At 61.3% G+C, this 24,291-nt stretch carries 19 protein-coding genes, 1 tRNA gene and 1 riboswitch; of the genes, 12 read left to right on the plus strand and 8 right to left on the minus strand.

The genetic code is table 11. The features are described from left to right. Positions 1–72: 72 nt before the first annotated feature. Complete coding sequence (gene ybaK, locus HMPREF3036_RS05105; protein WP_005435648.1) at positions 73–567, plus strand: Cys-tRNA(Pro) deacylase; 495 nt, start codon at positions 73–75, stop codon at positions 565–567. Positions 568–667: 100 nt separating this feature from the next. Here ybaK and tsaD read toward each other — a convergent pair whose 3' ends face one another. Beyond that, positions 668–1,699 (minus strand): tRNA (adenosine(37)-N6)-threonylcarbamoyltransferase complex transferase subunit TsaD, encoded by a 1,032-nt coding sequence (gene tsaD / locus HMPREF3036_RS05110; protein ID WP_062332151.1) that lies wholly within the window; start codon positions 1,697–1,699, stop codon positions 668–670. A 231-nt stretch (positions 1,700–1,930) separates the two neighbouring features. On the opposite strand from tsaD, the gene rpsU reads away from it, so the two are divergent. The 10 genes from rpsU (at position 1,931) to HMPREF3036_RS05165 (ending at position 15,460) form a co-directional block, all read left to right on the plus strand. Continuing rightward, entirely contained in the window at positions 1,931–2,143 is a 213-nt protein-coding gene (gene rpsU / locus HMPREF3036_RS05115) for a 30S ribosomal protein S21 (RefSeq protein ID WP_005431181.1), read from the plus strand. A gap of 113 nt (positions 2,144–2,256) precedes the next feature. Next, complete coding sequence (locus tag HMPREF3036_RS05120) at positions 2,257–2,700, plus strand: GatB/YqeY domain-containing protein (RefSeq protein ID WP_005435650.1); 444 nt, start codon at positions 2,257–2,259, stop codon at positions 2,698–2,700. 216 nt (positions 2,701–2,916) lie between these two features. Then, complete coding sequence (gene dnaG / locus HMPREF3036_RS05125; RefSeq protein ID WP_062332154.1) at positions 2,917–5,205, plus strand: DNA primase; 2,289 nt, start codon at positions 2,917–2,919, stop codon at positions 5,203–5,205. Positions 5,206–5,258: 53 nt separating this feature from the next. Beyond that, a complete protein-coding gene (locus HMPREF3036_RS05130) occupies positions 5,259–6,197 on the plus strand; it encodes an ABC transporter substrate-binding protein (RefSeq protein ID WP_156469745.1) in 939 nt (312 codons plus the stop codon). A gap of 13 nt (positions 6,198–6,210) precedes the next feature. Then, positions 6,211–7,011: an ABC transporter ATP-binding protein gene (locus tag HMPREF3036_RS05135; protein ID WP_005435660.1), complete on the plus strand. Its 801-nt coding sequence runs from the start codon at positions 6,211–6,213 to the stop codon at positions 7,009–7,011. Beyond that, the gene (locus tag HMPREF3036_RS05140; RefSeq protein ID WP_005435662.1) at positions 7,008–7,754 is read left to right on the plus strand and encodes an ABC transporter permease; all 747 of its coding nucleotides are present in this window, start codon (positions 7,008–7,010) and stop codon (positions 7,752–7,754) included. The genes HMPREF3036_RS05135 and HMPREF3036_RS05140 overlap by 4 nt, the downstream gene beginning before the upstream one ends. A gap of 485 nt (positions 7,755–8,239) precedes the next feature. Next, complete coding sequence (rpoD, locus tag HMPREF3036_RS05145; RefSeq protein WP_062332161.1) at positions 8,240–10,702, plus strand: RNA polymerase sigma factor RpoD; 2,463 nt, start codon at positions 8,240–8,242, stop codon at positions 10,700–10,702. A 519-nt stretch (positions 10,703–11,221) separates the two neighbouring features. Beyond that, positions 11,222–13,174: a sigma-70 family RNA polymerase sigma factor gene (locus HMPREF3036_RS05155; RefSeq protein ID WP_062332166.1), complete on the plus strand. Its 1,953-nt coding sequence runs from the start codon at positions 11,222–11,224 to the stop codon at positions 13,172–13,174. Between the two features lie 209 nt (positions 13,175–13,383). Next, positions 13,384–14,835 (plus strand): DEAD/DEAH box helicase, encoded by a 1,452-nt coding sequence (locus HMPREF3036_RS05160; RefSeq protein WP_062332169.1) that lies wholly within the window; start codon positions 13,384–13,386, stop codon positions 14,833–14,835. Between the two features lie 90 nt (positions 14,836–14,925). Continuing rightward, a riboswitch (SAM-I-IV-variant riboswitch) is annotated at positions 14,926–15,058 on the plus strand. A 141-nt stretch (positions 15,059–15,199) separates the two neighbouring features. Next, on the plus strand, positions 15,200–15,460 hold the full coding sequence (locus tag HMPREF3036_RS05165; protein WP_005435672.1) for an AbrB/MazE/SpoVT family DNA-binding domain-containing protein: 261 nt from the start codon (positions 15,200–15,202) through the stop codon (positions 15,458–15,460). Positions 15,461–15,522: 62 nt separating this feature from the next. Here the strand turns inward: HMPREF3036_RS05165 and HMPREF3036_RS05170 are convergent, their stop codons facing one another. The 4 genes from HMPREF3036_RS05170 to HMPREF3036_RS05185 all read right to left on the minus strand — a co-directional run bounded on the left by HMPREF3036_RS05170 (position 15,523) and on the right by HMPREF3036_RS05185 (position 19,695). Beyond that, a complete protein-coding gene (locus HMPREF3036_RS05170; RefSeq protein ID WP_062332171.1) occupies positions 15,523–16,422 on the minus strand; it encodes a GT-D fold domain-containing glycosyltransferase in 900 nt (299 codons plus the stop codon). A 190-nt stretch (positions 16,423–16,612) separates the two neighbouring features. Next, positions 16,613–16,688 (minus strand) — tRNA-Glu (locus tag HMPREF3036_RS05175). 159 nt (positions 16,689–16,847) lie between these two features. Beyond that, positions 16,848–18,239 carry a glutamate--tRNA ligase gene (gene gltX / locus HMPREF3036_RS05180; protein WP_062332174.1) on the minus strand — a complete coding sequence of 464 codons (1,392 nt, stop codon included), beginning with the start codon at positions 18,237–18,239 and terminating at the stop codon, positions 16,848–16,850. Between the two features lie 229 nt (positions 18,240–18,468). Continuing rightward, a complete protein-coding gene (locus HMPREF3036_RS05185; RefSeq protein ID WP_062332176.1) occupies positions 18,469–19,695 on the minus strand; it encodes a DUF401 family protein in 1,227 nt (408 codons plus the stop codon). A gap of 303 nt (positions 19,696–19,998) precedes the next feature. Here HMPREF3036_RS05185 and HMPREF3036_RS05190 point away from each other — a divergent pair, with 303 nt between their 5' ends. Continuing rightward, positions 19,999–21,963, plus strand: coding sequence for an LTA synthase family protein (locus HMPREF3036_RS05190; protein ID WP_005435684.1), 1,965 nt, complete (start codon positions 19,999–20,001; stop codon positions 21,961–21,963). 69 nt (positions 21,964–22,032) lie between these two features. Here HMPREF3036_RS05190 and HMPREF3036_RS05195 read toward each other — a convergent pair whose 3' ends face one another. The 3 genes from HMPREF3036_RS05195 to HMPREF3036_RS05205 are packed head-to-tail and all read right to left on the minus strand — an operon-like array spanning position 22,033 to position 24,182. Further along, a complete protein-coding gene (locus HMPREF3036_RS05195) occupies positions 22,033–22,653 on the minus strand; it encodes an epoxyqueuosine reductase QueH (RefSeq protein ID WP_005435685.1) in 621 nt (206 codons plus the stop codon). A 45-nt stretch (positions 22,654–22,698) separates the two neighbouring features. Then, complete coding sequence (locus HMPREF3036_RS05200; RefSeq protein ID WP_062332179.1) at positions 22,699–23,436, minus strand: hypothetical protein; 738 nt, start codon at positions 23,434–23,436, stop codon at positions 22,699–22,701. 38 nt (positions 23,437–23,474) lie between these two features. Then, the gene (locus tag HMPREF3036_RS05205) at positions 23,475–24,182 is read right to left on the minus strand and encodes a hypothetical protein (RefSeq protein ID WP_005435687.1); all 708 of its coding nucleotides are present in this window, start codon (positions 24,180–24,182) and stop codon (positions 23,475–23,477) included. Positions 24,183–24,291: the final 109 nt, after the last annotated feature.

Raw genomic sequence — 24,291 nt, forward strand, 5'->3', positions numbered from 1 at the left:
GCCGCATCCGCCCGCTTCGGGCACAATCCTTCTTTCCGCTTCCTCTATATAAGAAAGGCACGCAAGTAGAAAATGAGTTCGAAAGTGAAGCACCAGAGCCTGACGCCCGCCACCCAGTGGCTCAGGCAGCACGACATTCCCTTTGAGGAAAAGTCCTACGAATACGTCGAGCACGGCGGTACGGCGCTGGCCGCCTCGTCCTGCGGGATTGATCATCATCACGTGATCAAGACGCTTATCATGGAGGACGAGCACGCCAGACCGCTGGTCATCCTGATGCACGGCGACTGCGAGGTCTCCACGAAGAACCTCGCCCGACAGATCGGCGCCAAGCATGTTGCGCCCTGCAAGCCCGAGCAGGCCCAGCGCAATTCAGGCTACATGGTGGGCGGCACGAGTCCCTTCGGCACCCGAAAGAAGATGCCGGTCTACGTCCAGAAGACCATTCTCGAGCTTGACCATATCTTCATCAACGGCGGGCGACGGGGCTATCAGGTCGGCATCGATCCCAAGGTGCTCGTCGACGTGCTCGGCGGCATCCCCGTCGACTGCGCGAACGAGGAGTAGTCCTTCATCGGGACCTGCAGCAAAGACTCGACCAACAAAAAAAGGATCCGTATCTGAAAGATCGGATCCTTTTTCAGTTTTGAGGGCCGTGGGGCGGAGGTCAGAGGCTTGAGAGCTGCCAGCGGGGGCTGACGCCGAAGCTGCGCTTCGCCTTGAGCGCCTCGAGTTCCTCTGCCGTCATGCCTTCGAGGCGTGCGAGGCCTGCGGCGGCGATCATGGCGCCGTTGTCGGTGCAGAGCCGCATGGGCGGATAGAAGATCGTGCCGCGACGGCGGCGGACTTCGGCGGTGAGGCGCTGTCTGAGCTGGCGGTTGGCGGACACGCCGCCGGCGACGACGACGTTGCGAAGCCCCGTCTGCTTCATGGCGCGCACGAGCTTGGCGGCGAGCACGTCGACAAGAGCGTCCACGAAGCCGCGGGCGAGATTACGGCGGAAGACTTCGTCTCCTGCGTCGGGAGCACTCTGGACGGCGGTGAGCACGGAGGTCTTGAGACCAGAGAAGCTCATGTCGAGATTGGGGGCGTGGATCATCGGACGGGCAAGCTCTATGGCGCCGGGCTCGCCCTCTTCGGCAAGGGCGGACACGGCGGGGCCGCCCGGGTAGGGCAGGCCGAGCAGCTGGGCGGTCTTGTCGAAGGCCTCGCCCGCTGCGTCGTCGAGAGTCTGGCCGAGAAGCTCGTAGCTGCCGAACTTCTCCACCTTCATGATCTGGGTATGGCCGCCCGAGACGAGAAGGGCAAGAAACGGGAATTCGGGAGCGGGATCCGAAAGACGGGCTGCAAGCAGGTGCCCCTCGAGGTGGTGCACGCCGAGCACGGGCACATCGAGCGCCCAGCCGATGGCGTGCGCAACGCCCGCGCCTGCGAGCAGGGCGCCGGCAAGTCCGGGGCCCTCCGTCACGGCGACGGCGTCGATGTCTCCGCGGGTCTTGCCCGCCTTCACGAGCACTTCGTCGACGAGTGCGACGGCGCGCCGGATGTGGTCGCGGCTCGCAAGTTCGGGCACGACGCCGCCGTAGGCGCGGTGCATGTCGATCTGGGAGTAGAGGGCGTCTGCGAGGAGGCCGTCCTTGTCGGAAATCAGGGCGGCTCCCGTCTCGTCGCAGGAGGATTCAATACCGAGAACTAGCATAGTGCCGAAAATTCTAGAGCCTTTTTGCGGTGGACGTGCAAAAAAATGGTGCTTCGGTTTGAATTTTCCCAGTGTTTTATGTCAAAATCTCGGACTCGACATTCGGACGGCTCCGCTCAGGGGCCGTCTTTGTTCGATTGCGTCCTCCGTCTCTTGTCCCGGAACCAGAGATGCCGGAGGCTTTCCATTTGATTTCCGGGTCATCACACTGTTTACTGAGGTTAGGTTCTAATGCCTACTATCCGCGTTAAAGAAAACGAACCGTTTGAAGTTGCCCTCCGCCGCTTCAAGCGCACCATCGAAAAGTCTGGTCTCCTTACCGAACTCCGCGCCCGCGAGTTCTACGAAAAGCCCACCGCCGAACGTAAGCGTAAGAAGGCTGCTGCCGTCAAGCGTCACTACAAGCGCCTGCGCAGCATGATGCTCCCCAAGAAGCTCTACTAATTCGAGTTTCTGCCCGGGCGTTGGAGGCCGGAGGCCGCCGATCCCCGTGCTGTCGGTTGGGCGGCGGCACAAAGCTCCACAGACAAACAATTTTTTCCTCACGAAGGATGGTGATGATTAAGGACAGAATCCGCGAAGATATGAAGGCTGCCATGCGTGCGCATGACGCGGCGGGTCTGAGCACGATTCGCTTGCTCCTTGCCGCGATCAAGCAGCGTGAGGTCGACGAACAGATCGAGGCCGACGATGCCCTGATCCTCTCGGTGATCGCCAAGATGGTCAAGCAGCGTCAGGATTCCGTGCAGCAGTATCTGGCGGGGGACCGTCAGGATCTCGCTGACAAGGAATCGGTCGAAATCAAGGTGCTCGAAGCGTATCTCCCGAAGGGACTTTCCGACGAGGAGATCGCTGCCGTCATTGATGCTGCCGTTGCCGAAGTCGGTGCGACCGGCATGGCTGCGATGGGCAAGGTGATGGCGATCGTCAAGCCGAAGGTGACGGGCCGTGCCGACATGGGCAAGGTCAGCGCTCTCGTCAAGGCGAAGCTCACCGCTTAAGTCGAAGTCCGCTGCATGGCGGGTGCGGCTGCTCTAAGCCGCACGTTCATAACGCAGGAATGCCGCTCAAGAGTTTCTCTTGGGCGGCCTTCTTTTTTATTGGGCGCCCTCAGGAGGCACCCGAGAGCCGGCCCGCTCAAGGCTCTATAATCAAAATCCTACCCGCCGCCCCTTCCGGGCGGAAGATCCACGCCTTTTCCCCTAGCAAGACCATCCATGATTCCCGAGGGCTTTATCACAGGACTGCTTGAACGCGCCGACATCGTCGACGTGATCAACCGCTACGTCCCTTTGAAGAAGGCGGGGCGCAACTGGATGTGCTGCTGTCCCTTCCACAAAGAGAAGACGCCGTCCTTCTCGGTGAGCCAGACGAAGCAGTTCTTCAAGTGCTTCGGCTGCGGTGAGGCGGGCAACGCCATCGGCTTCATCATGAAGTACGAGGGGCTTGAATTCCCTGATGCGGTGAGAAAGCTTGCGGGCTACTACTCGATGGAGGTTCCCGAGGACCGCTCGCCCGCAAAGATCAAAGCCCGCGAGAAGGCGCGCACGCTCACGGACTACATGGGAGAGGCCGCGGCCTTTTACACGGAGCAGCTCAGGCGGAACGCTGGGGCCTCCGATTACCTCAAGAACCGCTGCATTTCGGCCGCCACGGCTGCGAAGTTCGGTCTCGGCTATTCGCCCGACGACTGGCATCCCCTTCAGACCCTTTTCGGAGAGAAGTATTCCGACAGGGCGCTTGAGGAGTGCGGTCTTGTCAACGTCAGGAACGACAGGCGCTACGATGCGTTCAGAGGGCGCATCATGTTCCCGATCCGCAACGCCAAGGGCCTTGTGATCGGTTTCGGCGCCCGCACGATGAACGGCGACGAGCAGCCCAAGTACCTCAACAGTCCCGAAACGCCGATCTACCACAAGGGCAGCGAACTCTACGGTTATTTTGAGGGCAGGGAGGCGATCTACGGCAAGGGTCGCGCCATCGTCTGCGAGGGCTACATGGACGTGATCCAGCTTTCGCAGGCCGGGTTCGAGGAGGCCGTCGCCGCACTCGGCACGTCGATCACGCCCGAGCATGTCAGGAAGCTCTTCAAGCTCACCGACAGCGTCTACTTCTCGTTCGACGGCGACGCCGCCGGCCGCAAGGCCGCGCGTCGTGCGCTTGAGGCGGCCCTGCCTGTCATCACGGACGTGCAGAAGGCGGGTTTCATCATTCTGCCGCCCGAGCACGATCCCGACAGCCTCATCAAGGCGGAGGGCGCGGAGGGGTTCGAGCGCCAGATTGAAAAGGCCTACGGACTCACGGACTTCATGAAGAAGCTCCTTCTCGAAGGGAAGGAGCTCATGTACGCCGAGGAGCGTGCGAAGCTCGTGGCCGAGGCCAAGCCTTGGGTGCTCTCGATGCAGCATGCTCCCATTCTGCGGCTTGCATTCATCCGCGAGCTCGCAGGCATCGCCCGCCTGCAGGCGGATGACATCGAGCGCCAGTACGGGCTCGCCGGCGCCGCTCCCTCCAGGCCGTCCTTCGATGGCGGCCGGCAGCAGGGCCGTGGCGGCTTTGCCCGCAGGCGTGACGACCGCTTTCCACGCTGGCCCGCGAAGCCCGCACCCGAGCCTCGAGTTCGCGTCAAGGACGTTAGGGAGCGCATGCTCCAGTGCCTCCTTTCCTATCCTCATCTCGTGAGCGAATTCAGCCACTCGATCGAGGAGGAGTTCCTGTCGAGCACGCATCCCGCCGCCGAACGCATCATCGAGGTCTGGCGCGCAGCGGCGGCCGAGGACGAGGAAGGAGGCTGCGTCAATCCTGCTTCCCTTCTCATGAGGCTCGGAGAGAGCGCCAGCCTTTCCTATTATGAGGAGCTCCTCACCGAGGAGCTCTCGACGGGCACGCCCGAGGAGGGCGCCCGTCTTGAGGTAAGGAAGGCCTTCATCGAGCTCGAGCTCGAGCGCACGAAGGCCCGCATCGAAATGCTCGCCCATGATGCGGCGAGGGACATGGACGCGATGCGCAGGCTCAACGACAGAAGGGCTGAGCTTCAGCGCCTTGCGGACGAGGCCCGTCTTGCGGAGCGCGAGTACCGCCTGCGCATTGAGAATCAGGCAAGGTTCGAGAGCCAGCGTGCGGCTGAAAAGCCTTCGGGCGGCGAGTTCGCCCCTCTTTCGTCCAATCCGATCGTCGCGCAGCTGCAGCGCTTCCTCAGGGGCGACACGGGGACTTCTTCTGTCTCGGGCGCGCAGGCCGCGCCTCAGGGAGCCTCCCGTGTTTCAACGAGTGCCGTGAGGGAGGCTCTGGCAGCAAGCGCCGCAGGGCGTACCGCGGGAGATTTCACCGCCTTCGCGGAGAGCTTGCCGCCTGAGCTTTCGGATGAGAAGGTTGATTTTGTACCCGATGGTATGAAAGAATATGACGTCTCGGGCATGCCGCCCGACGTGCCGTTCGACGATGAAGCTCCCTACCGCTATGACGACGCCGGAGATCCCGACGCGGATCTCAACGTGGGTCTGTGACGGCGGGGGAGGCCGCGCGCCGGCGCGACTAGCTTTTCCCTAAGGAGCTCATTTTGAAGAAGACTTTATGGGCGGCCCTGCTGGCTGCCGGCACGATGGTTTCTGCGGCGGTCGACGCCGAGCCCCTTCGCATCGGTGTGCTTCCAGCCGCCGACGCCATTGTGATCCACGCCGCGGCCGACGAGAAGCTGTTCAAGGCCAGAGGGCTTGACGTTGAGGTGATTCCCTTCAAGTCTGCTCTCGAACTTGGTGCCGCCATGCGTGCGGGCCGCCTTGACGGGCATTTCGGCGATCTGATGAACGTCTTCACTCAGAATGAGCGCGGCGTTCCCCAGGCCGTGATTCTCACGACGACCCATACGAGCCGGGCACAGCGTGCCTTCGGTCTCGTCGTCGCGCCTGCCGCCGAGAAGATCCGCTCGCTCAAGGATCTCGACGGCACTGAGACGGCCATGAGCTCCGCCACGATCATCGACTACCTTCTCGACCGCATGAAGGCTGAGGAAAAGCTTTCCGACGGCGCGCTCAGGAACCTTGAGGTCAAGCAAATCCCGATCCGCCTTCAGATGCTTCAGACCGGCAAGGCCGCGACGGCCATGCTGCCCGAGCCGCTCGTCTCCGTCGTCGAAGCGAAGGGCGGACGCGTGATCTGGGATGACCGCGGTCTCAACGAGGCGCTTGCCGTCGTTGCGCTCAAGAAGGACAGGCTTGACGACAAGACCGTCGCCGCCTTCCGGGGTGCCGTGGCGGACGCCGCCAGACTCATCGAGTCGGAGCCCGACCGCTTCCGCGCCGTCATGGTGAAGAAGGGCCTGCTACCTGCGCCCGTTGCGCAGAACTACACGATGGTCCGCTTCTCCATGTTCGGCACGAATGACGGTCTGCCTCCCCTGCCGAGCGCCGAAGACGTGCGCCGCGTGGGAGAATGGATGGTCGGAAAGAACATGATCAAGGCGGTGCCCGCTTACGACAGCGTGGTGATCCGTCCGTAATTCGAAGGTGCGCATGCAGAATCAAAGGGAAGAGGCGCTTGAGCCGCCGGGACTGGCCTGCAACGGGCTTACGCTTGGCTACGACGGCAGGCCCGTCATTGAGGGGCTGGATCTGTCGTTGCCGCCGGGGGCCTCGCTTGCCATCGTCGGCGAGTCCGGTTGCGGGAAGTCGACGCTTCTCACCGCTCTCGCGGGGCTGAGGCCTGCGATTTCGGGGACGGTCAGGTGGACCTCTCCTCAGGGCGGAGTCCGTTCGATTCAGGATATGCGCACAAGCTTCGTCTGGCAGCATCTCGGTCTTTTTCCGTGGAAGCGCGTGAGGGAGAACCTCGCGCTTCCACTGGAGCTTTCCGCCGGACGCTGCGCCGATTCGGCCGGGCGTGTCTCGGCCATGCTTTCCGAACTCAGACTCTCTGGGCTCGAGTCGCGCTTTCCCTCCGAGCTTTCGGGAGGACAGCGGCAACGTCTTGCGCTCGGCCGCGCGCTCATTGTGCAGCCTCAGGTTCTCTTCATGGACGAGCCCTTCTCGGCTCTTGACGCGCTTTTGCGCGCGCGCATGCAGGATTTCCTGACGGCGCTCCGCCGCAGGCATCCATGCAGCGTGATTCTGGTGACACACGACATCAGCGAGGCCGTTGCGCTCGGTTCGCATGTCCTGATGCTTGCGCCCCACGGCCGCAGAGCGCCCGAATGCTTTGAAAATCCCGCCTACTCGCAGGAGCTCGGCTGCGGCGACAGGGCCTCGCCCGCCTTTTACGACACCGTGCGCCGCATCCACGCGGGGCTGGCGGCCGCTTCGGGAGAGGACGAATGATCGTGATGCGCTACATCCTCGGCTTTCTCTTTCTGGGCGGATGCTGGCACGCGGGCGCGCTTGCGCTCGGACCCGACCTTCTGCCCGATCCCGTGGCCACGATCAGGCTCTTCGCCGAGTCTCTAGGCACGCCTGAATTCTGGGGGCACATCCTCGTGAGCCTCTGGCGCCTGACGCTCGGCCTTGTTGCGGCCGTCGCGGTTGCCTTTCCTCTGGGACTTCTGCTCGGACACTGCCGTGCGGCGGATCTGGCGGGCAGTCCGCTCCTCTTCATTACTTATCCGCTGCCCAAGATCGTATTGCTTCCCGTGTTCTTCACGCTGGTGGGGCTCGGAGACGCCTCGCGCGTTCTCCTCATTGCGCTTACAACGGGCTATCAGGTGCTCGTCATCATCCGTGCGGGGGCGCTCAGCATCGATCCCTCCTGGGCCAAGGCCTTCCGCTCGATGGGCGGCACGACGGCCGAGGCCGTCCGACATCTCTATGTTCCTGCAGCGCTCCCTGCGCTCTTCACCTCCCTCAAGGTGGCGAGCGGCACGGCGGTCGCGGTGCTCTTTCTGGCCGAAAGCTTCGCAACCACCTCGGGGCTCGGCTACCTCATCATGGACGCCTGGGGCATGGGGGACGTGCTCTCCATGTTCAACGCCATTCTGGGCATGAGCCTTCTTGGTCTCGTGATCTACGGCGTCATCGGACTGCTCGAGAGGGTGTGCTGTCCCTGGCTCTTTGCGGGCAGGAGGTAGGGCTCCGACAGAGGGTGCCTATTCGGACAAACCATCATAAACGGCGGAATTTTCCGCCGTTTTTTTGATTAAAAGCATGCTTTCTGACGGAAAAACACGACTTCGAAGGCAGGGATTGCCATTATGCCGCCTCCACTTTCGGGAGGCGGTGTGGCAAAATGATTAAGTCGTTGTCCTTTGCTTTGTCAAGCGGAAAGACGTACTTTTTTGAAACCTTTGAAAAAAGCATATCGGCTCCCGGTTTGGCGAATGACATCACGTGGAGACGACACGCGGATTTTGCCGTGAGTTTTTCGACCGGAAGAAGTCAGGGCAAAAGATGCGTCGGAGGGCGCCCGACGGGCGCCATGCTCCGCATGCAGCGGCGAAGGGAGGCCTCCGGGTCTCCGTGTTTGATCCGCGTGCCGCTCGGCCTAGTCAGTCGTGCGCAGCGCAGGGAGTCGGCGTGAGAGAGATGCGCGCCGTCTCAGCAGAAGAGGGCAGGTATGGCTGTATCCAAAAAGACGACGGTGAATGAGGCGGCTCAGGATGAAACGGAGCAGGCGCCTCAGACGGTGGCTCCCAAAAGGAGGCGTGCCCCAGCAAAGCGCGCCGAGAAGGAGGTCGCGACCTTGGAAACCGCCGGTCTGAAGCTCTCCGTGGAGGCCCCTGAAGAGGCGGAGGCCCCCAAGACCAAGCCCGTGCGTCGCCGTACCCGCAAGACCGCCGAGGCCGCTGAAGCCGCCCCTGCCGTCGAGGAAGCGGCTCCCGCCGCTGAAGAGGAGGCCGCCAAGCCCCGCCGCACCCGCCGCAAGAAGGCGGGGACCGAGGAAAAGGAGGCGGGTGCCGCAAAGGCCGCGCCGAAGCGTAGGAAGACCGCTTCAAAGAAGTCGAAGGCCAAGGGACGCTCGGATGAGGACGATCTGGCCGAATACGACGACGATGGAACGGGCGACTTCGACGCTGTGCTTGACGACGACGTCGACTACGAGGAGGACATTCCCGATCTGCCTGATGATCTTTCCGAAGAGGACGAGGCCGATGAAGTCGGCGAGGCGGAGACGGACGCCCAGATCGGCCGCCGCAAGCGCAAGGCGCGCAGCGCCCGCGACAAGAAGGCGCTTCTCAACGGTTACGGCTCCGACGAGGAGGACTCCACCGAGGACCGCCGTTCCAAGCTCTTCACGCTCATCCGCATGGGGCGCGAGCGCGGCTATGTCACCTACGGCGAAATCAACGACAACCTGCCCAACAGCCTGATCGATGACGATGCGATCGAGACCGTCGTGGCGATTCTTTCGAATCTGCATATTCAGGTCTTTGAATCCGCTCCCGACGAGGATACGCTCGCCATGATGGGCAACGAGAGCGTTGCCAGCGAGGAGGATGCGGATGCGGAGGCCGAAGCCGCGCTCTCGACCGTCGACAGCGAATTCGGCCGCACGACCGACCCCGTGCGCATCTACATGCGCGAGATGGGCTCGGTGGAGCTTCTTTCCCGTGAAGGCGAAATCGAAATCTCCAAGCGCATCGAGGACGGCCTGAAGCACATGGTGCTCGCCATCTCCCGCTGCCCGGTCACCGTGGCGGCGATCGTCGGCTATGCGCATGAAATCCGCGAGGGCACGCTGCCCATTGACGACATCGTCGACGGCCTCGTTGCTGCGGATGATACGGGCAACGTGCTCGGCCACAACGACGATGAGACCGACATGGGCGCCTCCGCCATGACGGTGGACCAGCTCGAGGACATGAAGCAGCGCAGCCTCGCGATCTTTGCCGTCGTGGAGGAGCATTTCAATACGCTCAAGACCGTTGTCCGCGAGGAGGGTTACGGCAGCGACAGGCTCGACCCGCTCAAGGATTCGATCCAGCGCGAGCTGATGGCCGTGCGCTTCACCGCCAAGACCGCTGACAAGCTCTGCGAGCTTCTTCGCACGACGATCGACGAGGTGCGCACCCGCCAGAAGACGATCTACAACGAGCTCGTGCGCCGCGTCGGGCTTGACCGCACGTGGTTCCTTGCAACATTTGCCGATCATGCGACCGATCTTGACTGGATGAGCGCCATTGTACGTGACAATCCCGAAAAGGCCGCCTATCTCGAGCACCTCAGGCCCACGGTTGAGGAGGAGCAGCGCAAGCTTGCCGAACTGGTCTCGAATGCCTGCATGACCGTGCCCGAGCTCTTTGATACCTACAAGCAGATGGCGACGGGCGAGGCCAAGGCACGCAACGCCAAGCGTGAGATGACCGAGGCCAATCTCAGGCTCGTCATCTCGATCGCGAAGAAGTACACGAACCGCGGCCTGCAGTTCCTCGATCTCATTCAGGAGGGCAATGTCGGCCTCATGAAAGCCGTCGACAAGTTCGAGTACCGCCGCGGCTACAAGTTCTCGACCTATGCCACCTGGTGGATCCGTCAGGCCATCACGCGTTCGATCGCGGACCAGGCCCGTACGATCCGCATTCCCGTGCACATGATCGAGACGATCAACCGCATGAATCGCATCACGCGCCAGATCCTGCAGGAAACGGGCGTCGAGCCCGATTCCCGCGAGCTTGCGAAGCTGATGGAGCTGCCCGAGGACAAAATTCTCAAGATTATGAAGATCGCCAAGGAGCCCATCTCGATGGAGACACCGATCGGCGACGATGACGATTCCCATCTCGGCGACTTCCTTGAGGACACGCAGACGGTGGCGCCCGCCGAGGCCATTCAGAACACGAGCCTCTCCGAAACCGTCCGTCAGGTTCTCGACAGTCTTTCCCCGAGGGAGGCCAAGGTTCTGCGCATGCGCTTCGGCATCGAGATGCAGTCCGACCACACGCTTGAGGAGGTCGGCAAGCAGTTCGACGTCACGCGCGAACGCATCCGCCAGATCGAGACGAAGGCGCTCAGAAAGCTTCGTCATCCGTCTAGAGCCGACAAGCTGAGAAGCTTCGTCGAGGGCGACGGAAAGGATTGATGCCTTGCATGACGGGGAGCGGCTAAGGCCGTTCCCCGTTTTCAAATGCGGCGCCCGTGCCGCTCGGAGGCCCTGACGGGAGGGCGACGGGCGGCGTTTCGCCGTTTGTTGCTTTTTCTGCTTGAAAAGAGTATGGCGCAGTGTTAAGCTATCCGCCTTTTTCGCCCATGACGGTGTCTGCCGACACTGTCGCGGAAGGCGTCGTGCGGTCTGGACCGCCGGAGGCGCAGGATCGCGTTGCTCCGGAAGAGAACGGGAGATCAGGCAACGACGGCACGAAGCGCGCTGACGTAGGACGAAAAATAATCGATGCAGCGCCGGGCTGCGAGGATGACCGGCTGCTTTTCCCTGGATGCATGGCTCCCAGGCCGATAGTCGGCAGGCCCCGAGAAGACAGAATGATTCGGGCGGACGAGAGGAGGATGCGGGAGAAGGGCGGCGCCGAGGCGGTCCGGAGAAATTAGGAAGAAGCGGGGCAATTGCAACAATAAGAGCCCCGCCAACGAGAGATTGGAACAGATGAAGACGAACGAAGACGCTTTTGAGAATGATGACGACATCGACGAAATGGAGGAGGACTCTTCCATCGACGATGAAGCCGCAGAACTCGACAAGTGGGAGGATGAAGGTTCCGAGGAACAGGGTTCTGCTTCTGGCAGCCGCCGTTCGGTGACGGCGGGCAATGGCTACGGCGCTCTGGTGCGTCTCGGCCGCTCCCGCGGCTGGGTGACGGTTGAGGAAATCAACGACCACCTGCCTGAAAGCGCCGTGCGTACGGCCGAAAACGTGCAGGAGATCACGGAGGCGCTCGGCCGCCTTTCGATCAAGGTGTTCGAGACGCGTCCCGACGAAGACGACCTTCTCATCACCGGCAACGGCGTCGACGAGGCCGAGGACATCGACGAGGATGACGCCGCCGCCATGCTGACGCCCGAGGAGTCCGCAGGCCTCTCCAAGGATCCTCTCCGCGCCTATCTGCGCGGCGTGGGCTCGCACAAGCTTCTCACCCGTGCGGGTGAAATCGAGGTTGCCAAGTCGATCGAAATGTTCACGGGCAGGCTTGTCTCGACGCTCGTGCAGTATCCGATGGCCGTGGCCGAGCTTTGCAAGATGGCCGAAACCCTCAAGGATACGTCCGTCTCCGTCGACACGCTCGTCGACGGCTTTACGGACAACCTCGAGGAAGTGGACGCCGTCTCCTCTGACGGCGACGACATCGCCACCGACATCGGCGCCGCCGCCATGACGGCCGACCAGCTCGAGGAGATGCGCGCTCGCGTGCTCGACATCTTCGAGAATTGCGGCAGGCATCTTGAGACCGTTCGCGCCAACTTCGGCCCGAAGGGCGACGCCGAGGCCTACAAGGCCGCCTGCGCCGCCATCGCCGAGCTCCTCGCGCCCGTGCGCTTCTCCGTGAAGGTTGTCACGCAGCTCTCCGAGGACATCTCCAAGCACATGGACGAGGTGACGACGTCCCTCAAGAACGTCCGCAGGGTTCTTGCCGACCAGTGCCGCATGCCGCAGCGCGCCACGCTTGACGTGATCAACGGTGATCCGACCGCCGACGGGCTTTTTGAGGCCATCGCCGAGAGCGAGACGCCGTGGGCGCCTGCCGTTGCGCGCAACCTTGGCGTTCTGCACGAGGAGCAGCGTCATCTGCGCGGTTTCGAGGAGCGCGCGATGATGACGATCGCCAGCCAGCGCGAACTTGCCCGTCTGCTCAAGCTTGCGCAGACGAATCTCATGCAGGCCAAGGCCCGCATGATCGAGGCGAACCTGCGTCTGGTGATCTCGATCGCCAAGGGCTATGTCAACCGCGGTCTCGCGATGACCGACCTGATTCAGGAGGGCAACCTTGGTCTGATGAAGGCTGTGGACAAGTTCGAGTATCGCCGAGGCTACAAGTTCTCGACCTATGCGACCTGGTGGGTCCGTCAGTCCGTCACGCGTGCCGTGGCCGACTTCGGCAACACCATCCGCATTCCGGTCCACATGACGGAGTCCTACAACAAGATCCGCCGTCACAAGCAGCACTTCCTGCAGGAGCACGGCCGGCAGCCGACCGAGCAGGAGCTTGCCGATCTTGCCGAGCTTCCGCTCGCCAAGGTGCAGCTTCTCACGCAGGCTATGCGCGGCGTCGAGTCCATCGACGCACCAATCGGTGATGACGAGGATGCGACGAAGCTCGACTTCGTGCGCGGCGATGAACATGACGATCCGAGCCGTGCCTTCCAGGACCGTTCGATGATCGAATGCATCAAGAAGTCGCTTGACGATCTCGCTCCCCGTGAGGCTCAGGTGCTTCGCCTGCGCTACGGCATCGGTACGAACAAGGACCACACGCTTGAGGAAGTCGGCCATGCGCTCGGTCTTACGCGCGAGCGCGTCCGCCAGATCGAGTCGGCGGCCATCCGCAAGCTTCGCAGTCCCGAGTTCCAGGAACGTCTGCGCGACTACCTGACTGAGAACTGATCCCCTTGACTCCGCCTCGTGCGGAGTCGCCTGAAAAGGCTCCTTCGGGAGCCTTTTCGCGTTTTCGGGAGGACGCGCCGCCCTGATGCGGGTGGCCGAAAACTGCGCCACGTGCGGAATCCCGCTAAAATAACGGTTTTCAGGCGTTCAGCAAGTGCCCTTGCGACGCCGCCCACACTCAAGAGCCATTCCAAGAGAACGCCAGCAGCATGTCATCGTTCGCACAATTCAATCTCGACTCCCGCATCATGTCCGCCATCGAACGCATCGGCTACAAGGAGCCGACGCCGATTCAGCTTCAGGCCATTCCCGTGGTGATGAAGGGGGGAGACGTGATGGGCGCAGCCCAGACGGGCACGGGCAAGACGGCGAGCTTCGGTCTCCCGCTCATCGCCCGCATTCTTCCGCATGCGAACACCTCGATGTCGCCCGCCCGTCATCCCGTGCGCGCGCTCATTCTGACGCCTACGCGCGAGCTGGCCGATCAGGTCTCTGCCAACATGACGCAGTATGCGGCGGACACGCCGTTGCGCGTCGGTGTGGTCTACGGCGGCGTCGACATTCGTCCGCAGTCCGACATGCTCCGCCGCGGCGTCGAAATTCTGACGGCGACGCCGGGCCGTCTGCTTGACCATATCGAGCAGCGCGCGACGAATCTCTCTCAGGTCGAGGTCGTCGTGCTCGACGAGGCTGACCGCATGCTCGACATGGGCTTCCTGCCTGACATCAGCCGCATCCTCAAGCTTCTACCGGCCAACCGTCAGAGTCTGATGTTTTCGGCTACGTTCTCGCCCGACATCGCCAGGCTCGCGAAGAACTTCCTCAAGCCCGATCCGTTCATGATCGAAGTCGCCCGTCAGAATCAGACGGCCGACACGGTTACTCAGGAGGTCTTTCAGGTCGCGGATCGCGAGAAGACGGACGTGCTGATCGACATCCTCAAGACGCGAGGTCCCGAAAACAAGCCGCTCGAGCAGGTCATCGTCTTCGTCAACGCGAAGATCACCTGCCGTCGCCTTGCCCGCACGCTTGAGCGCGTCGGGATCAATGCAGACGCCATTCACGGCGACAAGACGCAGGAGGAGCGTCAGGCGGCGCTCGACGGCTTCAAGTCGGGCGCCATCCATGTTCTCGTTGCGACCGACGTCGCGGCGCGAGGTCTGGACATCAAGGAGTTGCCCTGCGTCATCAACTATGATGTTCCGTTCAGCGCCGAGGACTACGTGCACCGCATCGGCCGTACCGGTCGAGCCGGTTCCCACGGCCTTGCCATCATGCTCGCGACGCGCGAAGACGGCCGTCTTGTCGACGCCATCGAGAAGCTCACGAAGCAGACCTTCGAACAGAAGCCCCTGCGCCCGCTCTCGCGTCAGGCTCGTTCGGAAATGCGCCGCGCCTCAGGAGAGCGTCCCGAACGACGTGGCGAGCGAGAGATCGAGCGCGTCGATACGCCCGAGGATGAACGTCTCGCCAAGGAGCGTGCCCGTGCATATGTGCCGCCCTCCCACCGCAACCGAGATCCGATCTTCGACACGCCCTATCGTGAGCGCAGCGGCGCTTCAGGCAAGCCCGAAGAGCTTCGAGTCTTCGAGCGCGAGACCGTTCGAAAGCCCCGACAGGCGGCGGTTCTGCTTTGCGGCTTTCCCCGTCGACGCGATTGATCGAAATGATCAGCTCGTCTAGGCACTTTGTCCATCACCTATCCATGGTAGGCGTGTTGCGACGAAGTGCCTCGGACGTGTATATTAATTCGACAGCATGAAGAGATGAGGACTTTCCTAAAAGCCCTCACGCCAACCTGCCCGCCTCCGGGCAAGGTGGTGGCCTCCGCGGGAGGCCATGTGGCCGGTAGCTCATCGCGCACCGACAAACATACGGAGAATGGCAATGCCTCTCGACATGCGTGTACGCTGCGGGAGGCTTTTTCGCATCAGGACCGGAGCTTCATCGAGGATGAGGCCCCTGACCGAAAAAGTTCCGCGGCATGCACATCCATCAACATTTATCTGCATGAAGGAGAAGCATATGTCGCATCGTCTTACCATCAAGGGGCAGGTCACGATCCCCAAGGAAATTCGTGACTTTCTCGGACTCGAGGAAGGCTGCTCCTGCGTGGAGTTCGTCGTTGAAGCCGACGGCAGCGTCAGCGTGCGCAAGGCGGGCGAAAAGCCTCGTTCCAGTCGTTCCTCCCGCACTTCCTCCGTTCAAACCGTGCGCAAACCCGTGCACGGTGTTCGCACGCGCGCCCATGGCGGCGTTCTCGCCCTGCTTGCGGGCGGCCTTTGAAGCGAGTCTCTACTTCAAAAGAAAGCCTCTGCAGGCGCACAACCAGCGGAGGCGAAAGTCGTCTAGTTCAAAAACTTGGCGATGATTTGAGATTCGTAAAGACTTGGGTCGAAAGGTTCTGACTCGGAATCGAAGTTGACTCTGGCTTCATTGACATATTTGTTGGGGACGCTGCCGCCCTCCTTCATTTTTCTCAGATACCATTCGTATCCAATGTCCAGATGCCCCAGATCAAGGGTTTTGAACTGGTTGGAGAGTTCGTAGGCGATGATTTTGGCTGCGGGACCGAGTGCAACGATGAAGATTGTATCCTCGGGCTGTTTGCGGGCTTCTTCGAGGAGCTGATCGCATTTTTCGAAGGCGTTTTTGGCAGGGCCGATGATTCTTTTGACGCTGGCTGCGTCGTTGAGAAGATCGTTTCCGACTCCGAAACGGGTAAGCTCCCCTTCGATCACGACAACATTTTTATTGGCCCAGAGTGTTCGGATCTGCCTAAAAACTTGAGTAGCAAGCTGGTCATCTTGACTATTGGTATAGGGTCTTGAAACGCAGGCATCCCCATACAAACGGGTTGAATCGAGAATGTGGCGGAACAGCTGAGCTCTCAAGACGACATAGGTTCTCCAGAATCTCAAGTGGGAATTGGTGCTGTTTTCTGGTGTCAGCACATCCACTGACAGAGCCTCAGGAACGGCCACGCAAATGCTCCTGCTGTTCAAAATCTTCAAAAGCGCTTCCCTGAGGCGCGGAGAGGTTCTCTGGTAGTTTGGTCCCCTCTTTTGGGCGATGATGTCGAACTCACCGTCGCCAAAACGCACAAGGGAAAGCTTGTCGTTCTTTTTCAGCAGGTCAATGGTTTCCAGCGCCGACAGCACCTTGAATTTCGGGAGGTGATTTTTGAACAGACTGAAGAAAATGACCCCAAACAGGATGGGAAAAATGTACTTTCGCAGGAACCCCATTTTGGCTATTTTGGATGTGTCGTTGATGGGAGACGGAAACGGTGTGCTTGCAAGAGTTGGGACTCTCTCGCCAGTTGAGCGACCGGATGTGGAGATTATAAAGAGGGGAGTTGTGATGTTGAGAATAGGCGGGCGGCGTTCTGATAAAACAAAACCTCCGTCAGTTCAAGATACTGCGGAGGTTGAGTTGTGGCGTCCCCAGCGGGGTTCGAACCCGCGTTAGCAACGTGAGAGGCTGCGGTCCTGGACCACTAGACGATAGGGACGTTGTTTCGTAGGAGATGAACTATACGCCGTTTTTCCAGAAGATGCGAATCGGGGTTTGCGTTAAGTCAATATTTTGCGTAATAAGGATGAAAATAAAGCTCAGCCCGGATGCTTGCGGACTGAGCTTCAACTGATCAGCTTGTTGCCTCTGTCAGAAATCAGAGCGCGCGGGCGATGCGGGCGAGCACTTCTTCCTTGCCGATGAGGCAGAGCGTTTTGTCGATCTGCGGTGTGCGATCGGCGGCGCAGACACAGACGCGGAGCGGGTTGGCGAGAACCTTCATCGCAACACCCTGCTCCTCCATCACGGCCTGAATGCAGCCGTAGACGGCCTCAGGCGTAACGTCGGAGACGGCCTCGAGCTTTTCACCGAAGAGCTTGAGGGCTTCGCGACCGCCGTCGGCGAGGACCTTGGTGGCTTCCTCTTCGTTGACCTTGGGTTCAACGTAGAAGAAGAGGGCGGCGTCGGCCAGCTTTTCGAGAGTGGCGGAGCGGGACTTCAGCAGTTCGCAGACGGCAGCGAGATCGGGACCGCCTTCAACCTTGCCGCCGCGGGCCTCGATGCGGGCCTTCGTGAGATCGGCCAGACGATTCGCGTCGGCTTCCTTCATGTACTGCTGGTTGAGCCAGTCGAACTTCTTCCAGTCGATGCGGGCGGCAGCACGGGAGCAGTCGGAGAGCTCGAACACTTCGGCGAGCTCGTCGCGGGTGAACTTCTCCATGTTGCCGTGGCCCCAGCCAAGGCGGGCGAGATAGTTGAAGACGGCTTCGGGGAGGTAGCCCTGACGTTCATATTCGAGCACGGAGACGGTGCCGTGGCGCTTCGAGAGCTTCTGACCGTCCTGGCCATTGATGAGCGGCAGGTGGGCGAAGACGGGCACTTCAGCGCCGAGCGCGCGGTAGATGTTGATCTGGCGCGGGGTGTTGTTGATGTGGTCCGCGCCGCGGATCACGTGGCTCACTTCCATGTCCCAGTCGTCGACGACGACGGCGAAGTTGTACGTGGGAATGCCGTTGCGCATGATGATCAGGTCGTCAAGTTCGCTGTTGGAGACCGTAATCGTGCCGTAGACGGCGTCGTTCCAGGTGACGGCGCCGTCATCGGGATTGCGGAAGCGGATGACCGGCTTCACGCCTTCGGGGATGGGCTTGCCCTGACAGTTCTCAGGACGCCAGCGACCGTCATAGCGAGGCTTGAGGCCCTTGGCCTTCTGTTCTTCGCGCATGGCGTCGAGCTCTTCGGGCGTGGCGTAGCAGTAGTAGGCGCGGCCGTCGGCCAGCATCTGGTCGACGACTTCGCGGTAGCGCTCGAGGCGGTCCATCTGATAGACGGGACCCTCGTCGTAGTCGAGGTTGAGCCACTTCATGCCGTCGAGAATGACCTGAACGGCCTCCTTCGTGGAGCGGACCTGATCGGTGTCCTCGATGCGAAGCAGGAACTTGCCGCCGAAGTGGCGGGCGACGGCCCAGCAGTAGATGGCCGTGCGGGCGGTGCCGAGATGCATCATGCCCGTGGGGCTCGGTGCAATGCGGGTGCGAATCGTCTTCATCACTAAAACTCGTTGTTTGAAAAGGGTCCCGCCTGAGCACTGCGGCTTCGGGCGCGGAGAGCGGACGCGCGCGGGGTTGGACGCGCGGCTTGAAAGCTGAACAAAGTCAATATTTTACCCCGTTTGCTGGTACTGACGTTAAGCGGAAGTCAAATCAGGAGGTGCGGGGAAAGAAAGGGGGGGCGACGCGTGTGAGCGTCAGGCCCCGCCTGATGGATCTGGGATGCGGTCAGGCTGCCCAAGTGAGCCAGGTCCAGGCCGAGAAGACGACGAGAACGATGGCTTCCGCAAGGATGACGGGCACCAGCGTCTTGAAGAAGTCCGACTTGAAGTAGTCGATCGTGATCGTGAGGCAGACGTGGGTGGGCGTGATCATCTGGCCTGCGACACCGAAGACCATGGCGACGCCGGCCAGATCAAGAGAGCCGGGCATGAGGCCCGCCACGATCGGCATCACGATGGCGACGTGGCCCTGGCTCATGCCGGTGAGGATGCCGATGACGAAGCTCGTGAGCGCGATGATGACGGGCACGGGAAGCGCCGAGCCTTCGAAGCAGGTGATGATCTGGTGCAGGATGCCCGTGGCCTCAAGAAGCTGGATGAAGAAGAGGATGCAGCCGACGTTGAGGAGAAGGCGCCAGTCGGCGGCGCCGACGAACACGTCCTTGACGCTCACGCCGCGCTTCATCATCAGAAGTACGGGGATGAGCAGCACGACCACGGCGCCCATGGCGAGGGCGGCGGAGAGATTGAAGGCCATCATGAGAACGACGCTCAGAAGCACGGGCGCGATGGCGAGCACGACGTTGATGAGGTCTGTCCTGCGCTGCTCGGACGACAGTTCGGCCTTGCGGCGCTTTTCCTCAAACTTGAGCGGGCGGACCATGACGAACCAGCCTGCGGCGAAGGCGACGACGGACATCCAGAAAAGATGGATGACGAGATCGGCGACGCTCACGTGAGCGATGGCGCAGCCGAGGATCATGCCGGGAATGATGGGGCTGGCGAACTCGCAGATGTGGCGGAACCAGAAGTTGATGGCGGCCTTGCTTTCGGGCTTGATGTCCATGCCTTCGCAGGCCGTCTCGACGATCGGAGCGGAAAAGCGTGCGCCGCCGACAGAGGGCAGAAGACCAAGGAAGGCGGGCATGCTGGAGATGACGACTTTCGTCGAGGAGAAGAAGCGGTTGAGCGCGTCGACCATGCCCTTGAGCGTGCCGGATCTGCGGAGCTGGATTTCAAGGCACATCACGAAGTAGAGCGCAAAGAGGAGGTCGTAGGTGCGGTTCATCGTTAGCATGTCGTGACCGGCTTCGGTGAGGGCGCGCAGAGTGGGGTCTTCAAAGAGCCAGAGAAGGGCGCCGCCGGCCAGAATGGCCGGTCCGATCGGACACTTGAAGCGAAGCAGGACGACGATGAGGATGATTGCCGCCGCAATGAGGAGGAAAACGTTCATTGTTGTTGCCTTGGTGATGGGCGGTCCCTCCTGAATTCGGGGACCGCGAATGTGCATCCCGAAATTTTCCGCCTATTCTCCGAATTTGGCAAAAAATACTTTCCGAACTCGCCATGGCCGGAGCGTGACGTGCTCGGAGCGCAACAGATTGAGGAGGTTTCGTGCAGAAAGGCGTCGTTCTTGGGGAAAAATGATCGCCCTGTGAACTGAAAAAAAGTTCGCGCCTAAGTAGAATGCACCCTTTGGCCTGCAACGGCACGGTGCCATGCGGGTCCTGCAATGATTCAACGGCTCTTTCGGACAATGACAGAATCCTTTAACTGGCTCGGGCGGTGCGCCCGGGCAGCGGCTTTCGGCATCGCCGCACTCCTTCTGCTGACGATTGCGAGAATCGTCTTCTTCTTCGCCTATAAAAACGACGATCTCGGCTTTCTGAGCGACTTTGCACCTGCAATGGTGATGGGGCTTCGCGTTGATGCCAAGTGGCTGGCAATCCTGCTACTGCCCGCCTGGATCTGCGTTCTCCTTTCCTACTGGAAGGCCTTCTTCTGGAAGCTGGCGCGCATTCTTGCCTTCGTGGGCATGTTTGTGACGGCGCTTCTGACGGTCATCAACTTCGGCTTTTACGGCTTCTACGCAACGCCCATCAGCCCTATCATCTTCGGCTTCCTTCAGGACGACACGAAGGCGATCGTCATCACGATCATGAAGGACTGGCCCGTGTTCACCTACCTGCTTTGTCTGGCGGGTTTCACGGCTCTGCCCTTTGCGTGCACCATGCTTCTCGGTCGCAGCCGTGAGCGCAGGGTCGGCAGGGCCGCCTACGGCGTCCTTTCGATTCTTTCGATTGTCGTGATGGCGCTTGTCATTCGCGGTAGCTTGGGCACCTTCCCGCTTCGAATCCAGAGCTATTCCGTTACGAAGAACGCCTTCATCAACGCCACTGTTCCCAACGGCATGGCTGCCTTCCATGAGGCCCGAAAGGGCATGCAGGTGCTTGAACTCAAGGGCGGCGCCATTGCCGCCCTCCAGCAGATGGGCTTTGGCAAGGCATCAGATGCTGAGGCTCTCATTGCCGAGGTTCGCCCTGTACTGCCTCAGAGCAAGCCGCTCAAGTCGCAGCCTCATGTTGTTCTGGCCGTCATGGAGTCCATGGGGCGTGACGTGTTCGAGTCGCACAAGCCCGGTGTCAACGACACGCTGGGTGCTCTGGCAGGCGAACTCGATTCGGCGCTTGTCTTCAAGCAGTCGCTGTGTGTGGGACAGGCAACCTTCCCGACGCTCGAGGGCCTGCTTTTCGACTCTCCCCTGAATCCGATCACGCAGAGCCGCTACGGCCGGCACGTCTTCGATTTCTCCCGTATGCTTGAGTACAAGAAGGCGGGCTACAGGACGATCTTCTTGACGGCGGGTCCCGAGGCCTGGCGCCAGATCGAAACCAATTTTCCGCAACAGGGCTTCGACGAGATTGTCGGTGCGGGCAAGCTGTCGTCCCGCTATCCCGGCGTCGAGAACGGCACGTGGGGTGTCGGTGACGCCTGGATGTTCAAGCGTGCGGAGGAGATTCTGAAGGAGGCGGACCAGAAGGGGGAGAAGCTCTTTATCGTGATGCTCTCCACCGCCAATCATCCGCCGCACAGGGTGCCCGACGGCGTCAAGGTCAATCCCGTTTCCTACAAGGAGTTGCCGCCCTTCATCACGGACAACAGGTACGACATCCTGACGGGTTCTCTTGAAACCTATCAGTACGCGGCCAATGCTCTGGGCGGATTCGTGCATGACATGAGACGCGGCGCGCTCAAGCGCGAGCTTCTGATCGTGGCGACCGGCGACCACAATCTTCGCATGTCGTACGCAGGCGGCTACGCCCATCATTTGCATGGCGTTCCGATTCTGATCTGGGCGCCAGAGAGCCTTGAGGCTGACGCCGGGAAGGTCGACGTCACGCGTTGGGCGGGGCATCGCGACATCTTCCCGACGATTGCAGGCGTCGTGTTGGGCAGGACGCCCGAAATTCACGAAGGCCGCAACCTGTTTGCCAACGAATCGATGGACCTCATCGTTTCCTATACGGGCATCGCAGCGGGCAGCTGGGGTGCCGCCGAGATCAGGGACAACGGAAGCGTGACCTGCTATCGCTGGGAGAATGACCGCATGGTGCCTGAGGATGCCTGCACGGGGCTTTCCAAAAAGATGGCCGATGCGGCCAGAGCCCAGAGGGCGCTCGCCGACTACAAGGTCAGGAAGGGGCTTCTCAACGAGAAGTAAACACCCGGATTGAAATGACAGCGGGCCCGCAGCCGAGAAGACTGCGGGCCCGCTGTCCATTGAAACTTGTCAGCCCTTTCCCGTAAGCCCCAGTGCTTCAAGATAAGGCTTCATGTGGGCGGGAAGGTCGGAGGGATCGCGTTCTCGAAGATGTCCCATGGAGAATTCGCAGCCGCACCAGAGCTGATTGTAGAAGTTTTCCTCTCTGAGGATCTCGCCCCTGCGCTCCTGCAGACCGCCCTTGCGCCAGTTCTGATCCCAGTAGGTGGTGCCGGGGTGCAGGGCAGCCGCTTCGAGCGCGGCCTCTCGAATCTGATCAAGGCGCTTCCAGCGGCTTCCTGCGAGGGTTGTCGTAAAGCGCCTGATGCCGAGCTTTGCGGCCATGGCGGCGGTGGCCCTCATGCGCACGCCGAAACACAGCCTGCAGCGTTCGCCGCGTTCTGGATCGCATTCGTGTCCCTTGACGGCGTTGCGCCAGCCTGCGTGGTCCCAGTCGCCGTCCGTGAACGGAACGGCAAGCTTTTCACAGTAGCGGATGCACTCGTTCTTGCGAACGAGATACTCCTCTTCAGGAAATATGTTGGGATTGAAGTAGTAGACGTGAGGCGCGTAGTCGTTCTGCAGAAGCCATTCGAGAATGGCGGAGGAACAGGGCGCGCAGCAGCTGTGCAGCAGAATGGGTTCTTTCACGGGCTCGGATCCCTTGCTGAGGATTGAAGTCCGCTCATTATAGGTTCAGGAAAAGAACCCGTGGAGGTGCCAGCGGACCTCCGTCTTGTCGGAATCCTCCGTTCGGTAAAGCCAGACGCGGCGGCCGCTCGAACTTTCGGCCACAAAGTAGTCGCGGATCTCCGAGTCGTCGGCATGGCGCACGGGACCATCAACCAGACGCAGGGACTCTTGACGCCATGCAAGTCCATCGTCCGAAGCGTGGAGCGGTAGCGGATCAGAGAGAAGCATCGTGGGCCTCACGTCTGCTTTGCCGGCAGGAGCGCTCATGGGCTTGCGCGCAAAGGCGTCCGCAACGGGAGCAAGACGGCTCGAGGTGGAGGGAAGGCCTTCATCGAGGTTGCTGAGACGGAAGACGCGTCCCGGACCAAGGCGTGCCTGAAGTCGGGCGGCAAGCCCCGTCGGGACGGAAGCGTTCGGCGTGTCCCTGATGAGATCAGAGATTTCGGGCTCAAGCGAGAGCGTCATGCGTCGCAGGCTTCCCGGAATGGGCGTGCGGATCAGTCGGTCGGTCAGGACGTCGGTGAAGGCGCGTGCGCTGCCGTTATTGACGCTGACGACGATCCTGCGGGTTTCGTCCAGCCCCTCGAGCGTGAGAGTGAGTTCGCCGCCTGAGCAGTCGGCGTTGCCCGCAATCCCTGCGCAGAGACTTTTGACCATTGAGGGAAGTTCCTGCAGACGGATGCCGACGGGGACGCTGACGACGGCTTTGAGGGATGTTTTGGCGCAGGTGGCGATGTTCATGAGCTGGACTCCTTGATGGACGAGCATGAGGGCTGCGTTCAGCAGGCGGGAGAGAGACGGGCCGAGGCGAGAGCCTGTTGCACTTTGCGGCGGCATGCGCGCGGGGCGGGAACGAGGGGCCTTTCCTCCAGACTGACGTCTGCTTCCCGCGTGCGGTCGAAGAATGCGCCGCGTCGCGTAGCTCGAACGTGTACGGTGCCGGACCTGCCCGGCCGCAGCATCAGACGGAGTTCGGCAGGGGACGGCGTGCAGGCCATGCTCGAGGGGCGGATGAGGAAGATCGTCGTGCCCGTCGAGTGCGCGGCCATGTCGAGCCTTGCGAGGGCCGCACCGTCCTTCCCGTGAACGAGCGGATTGAGCCAGACGACGACGGCCGAGGTTTCTCCGCTGGCGGCGGCCTGTTCCGCGCACCAGAAGGCCTCTTCAGGCGTAGAGGGAATGGAAAAGAGCTGTCGGTCAAGATCGAGGCCGGCGTCGGCAAGGGCGGGCGCGTAGGGAGCCGCCTCCGAGTCGCAGGGTAGCACCCAGGTGACGTGCTTCAGGGATGCCAGAGCGGGAAGCAGCATGCGGACCTCTCCGATGCCGGCGTGCGGAATGAAAAGCTCGGTCAGGGCGTTCACGGGAAAGCCGCCCTCCGTCAGTTCGTCGAGCGCGGGAATGCGGCTTGCAAGGCTGGCAGGGCGTTCGGAACGAGCCTCTCTCAGGGCTGCGGTGAAAAAGTCGGAAAGGACTGCGGCGGTCGACATGCTGGTACTCCTGAATTTGCTTGAACGTAACACTTGAACGATGCTGTCGTCGTAAGGTCAGTGTACTTTGAGTCTGTCTGTTGCGTATCGACCCGTGATCCTCTGGCGT

This window comes from Sutterella sp. KLE1602 (assembly GCF_001578585.1).
Taxonomy (GTDB): domain Bacteria; phylum Pseudomonadota; class Gammaproteobacteria; order Burkholderiales; family Burkholderiaceae_F; genus Sutterella; species Sutterella wadsworthensis_A.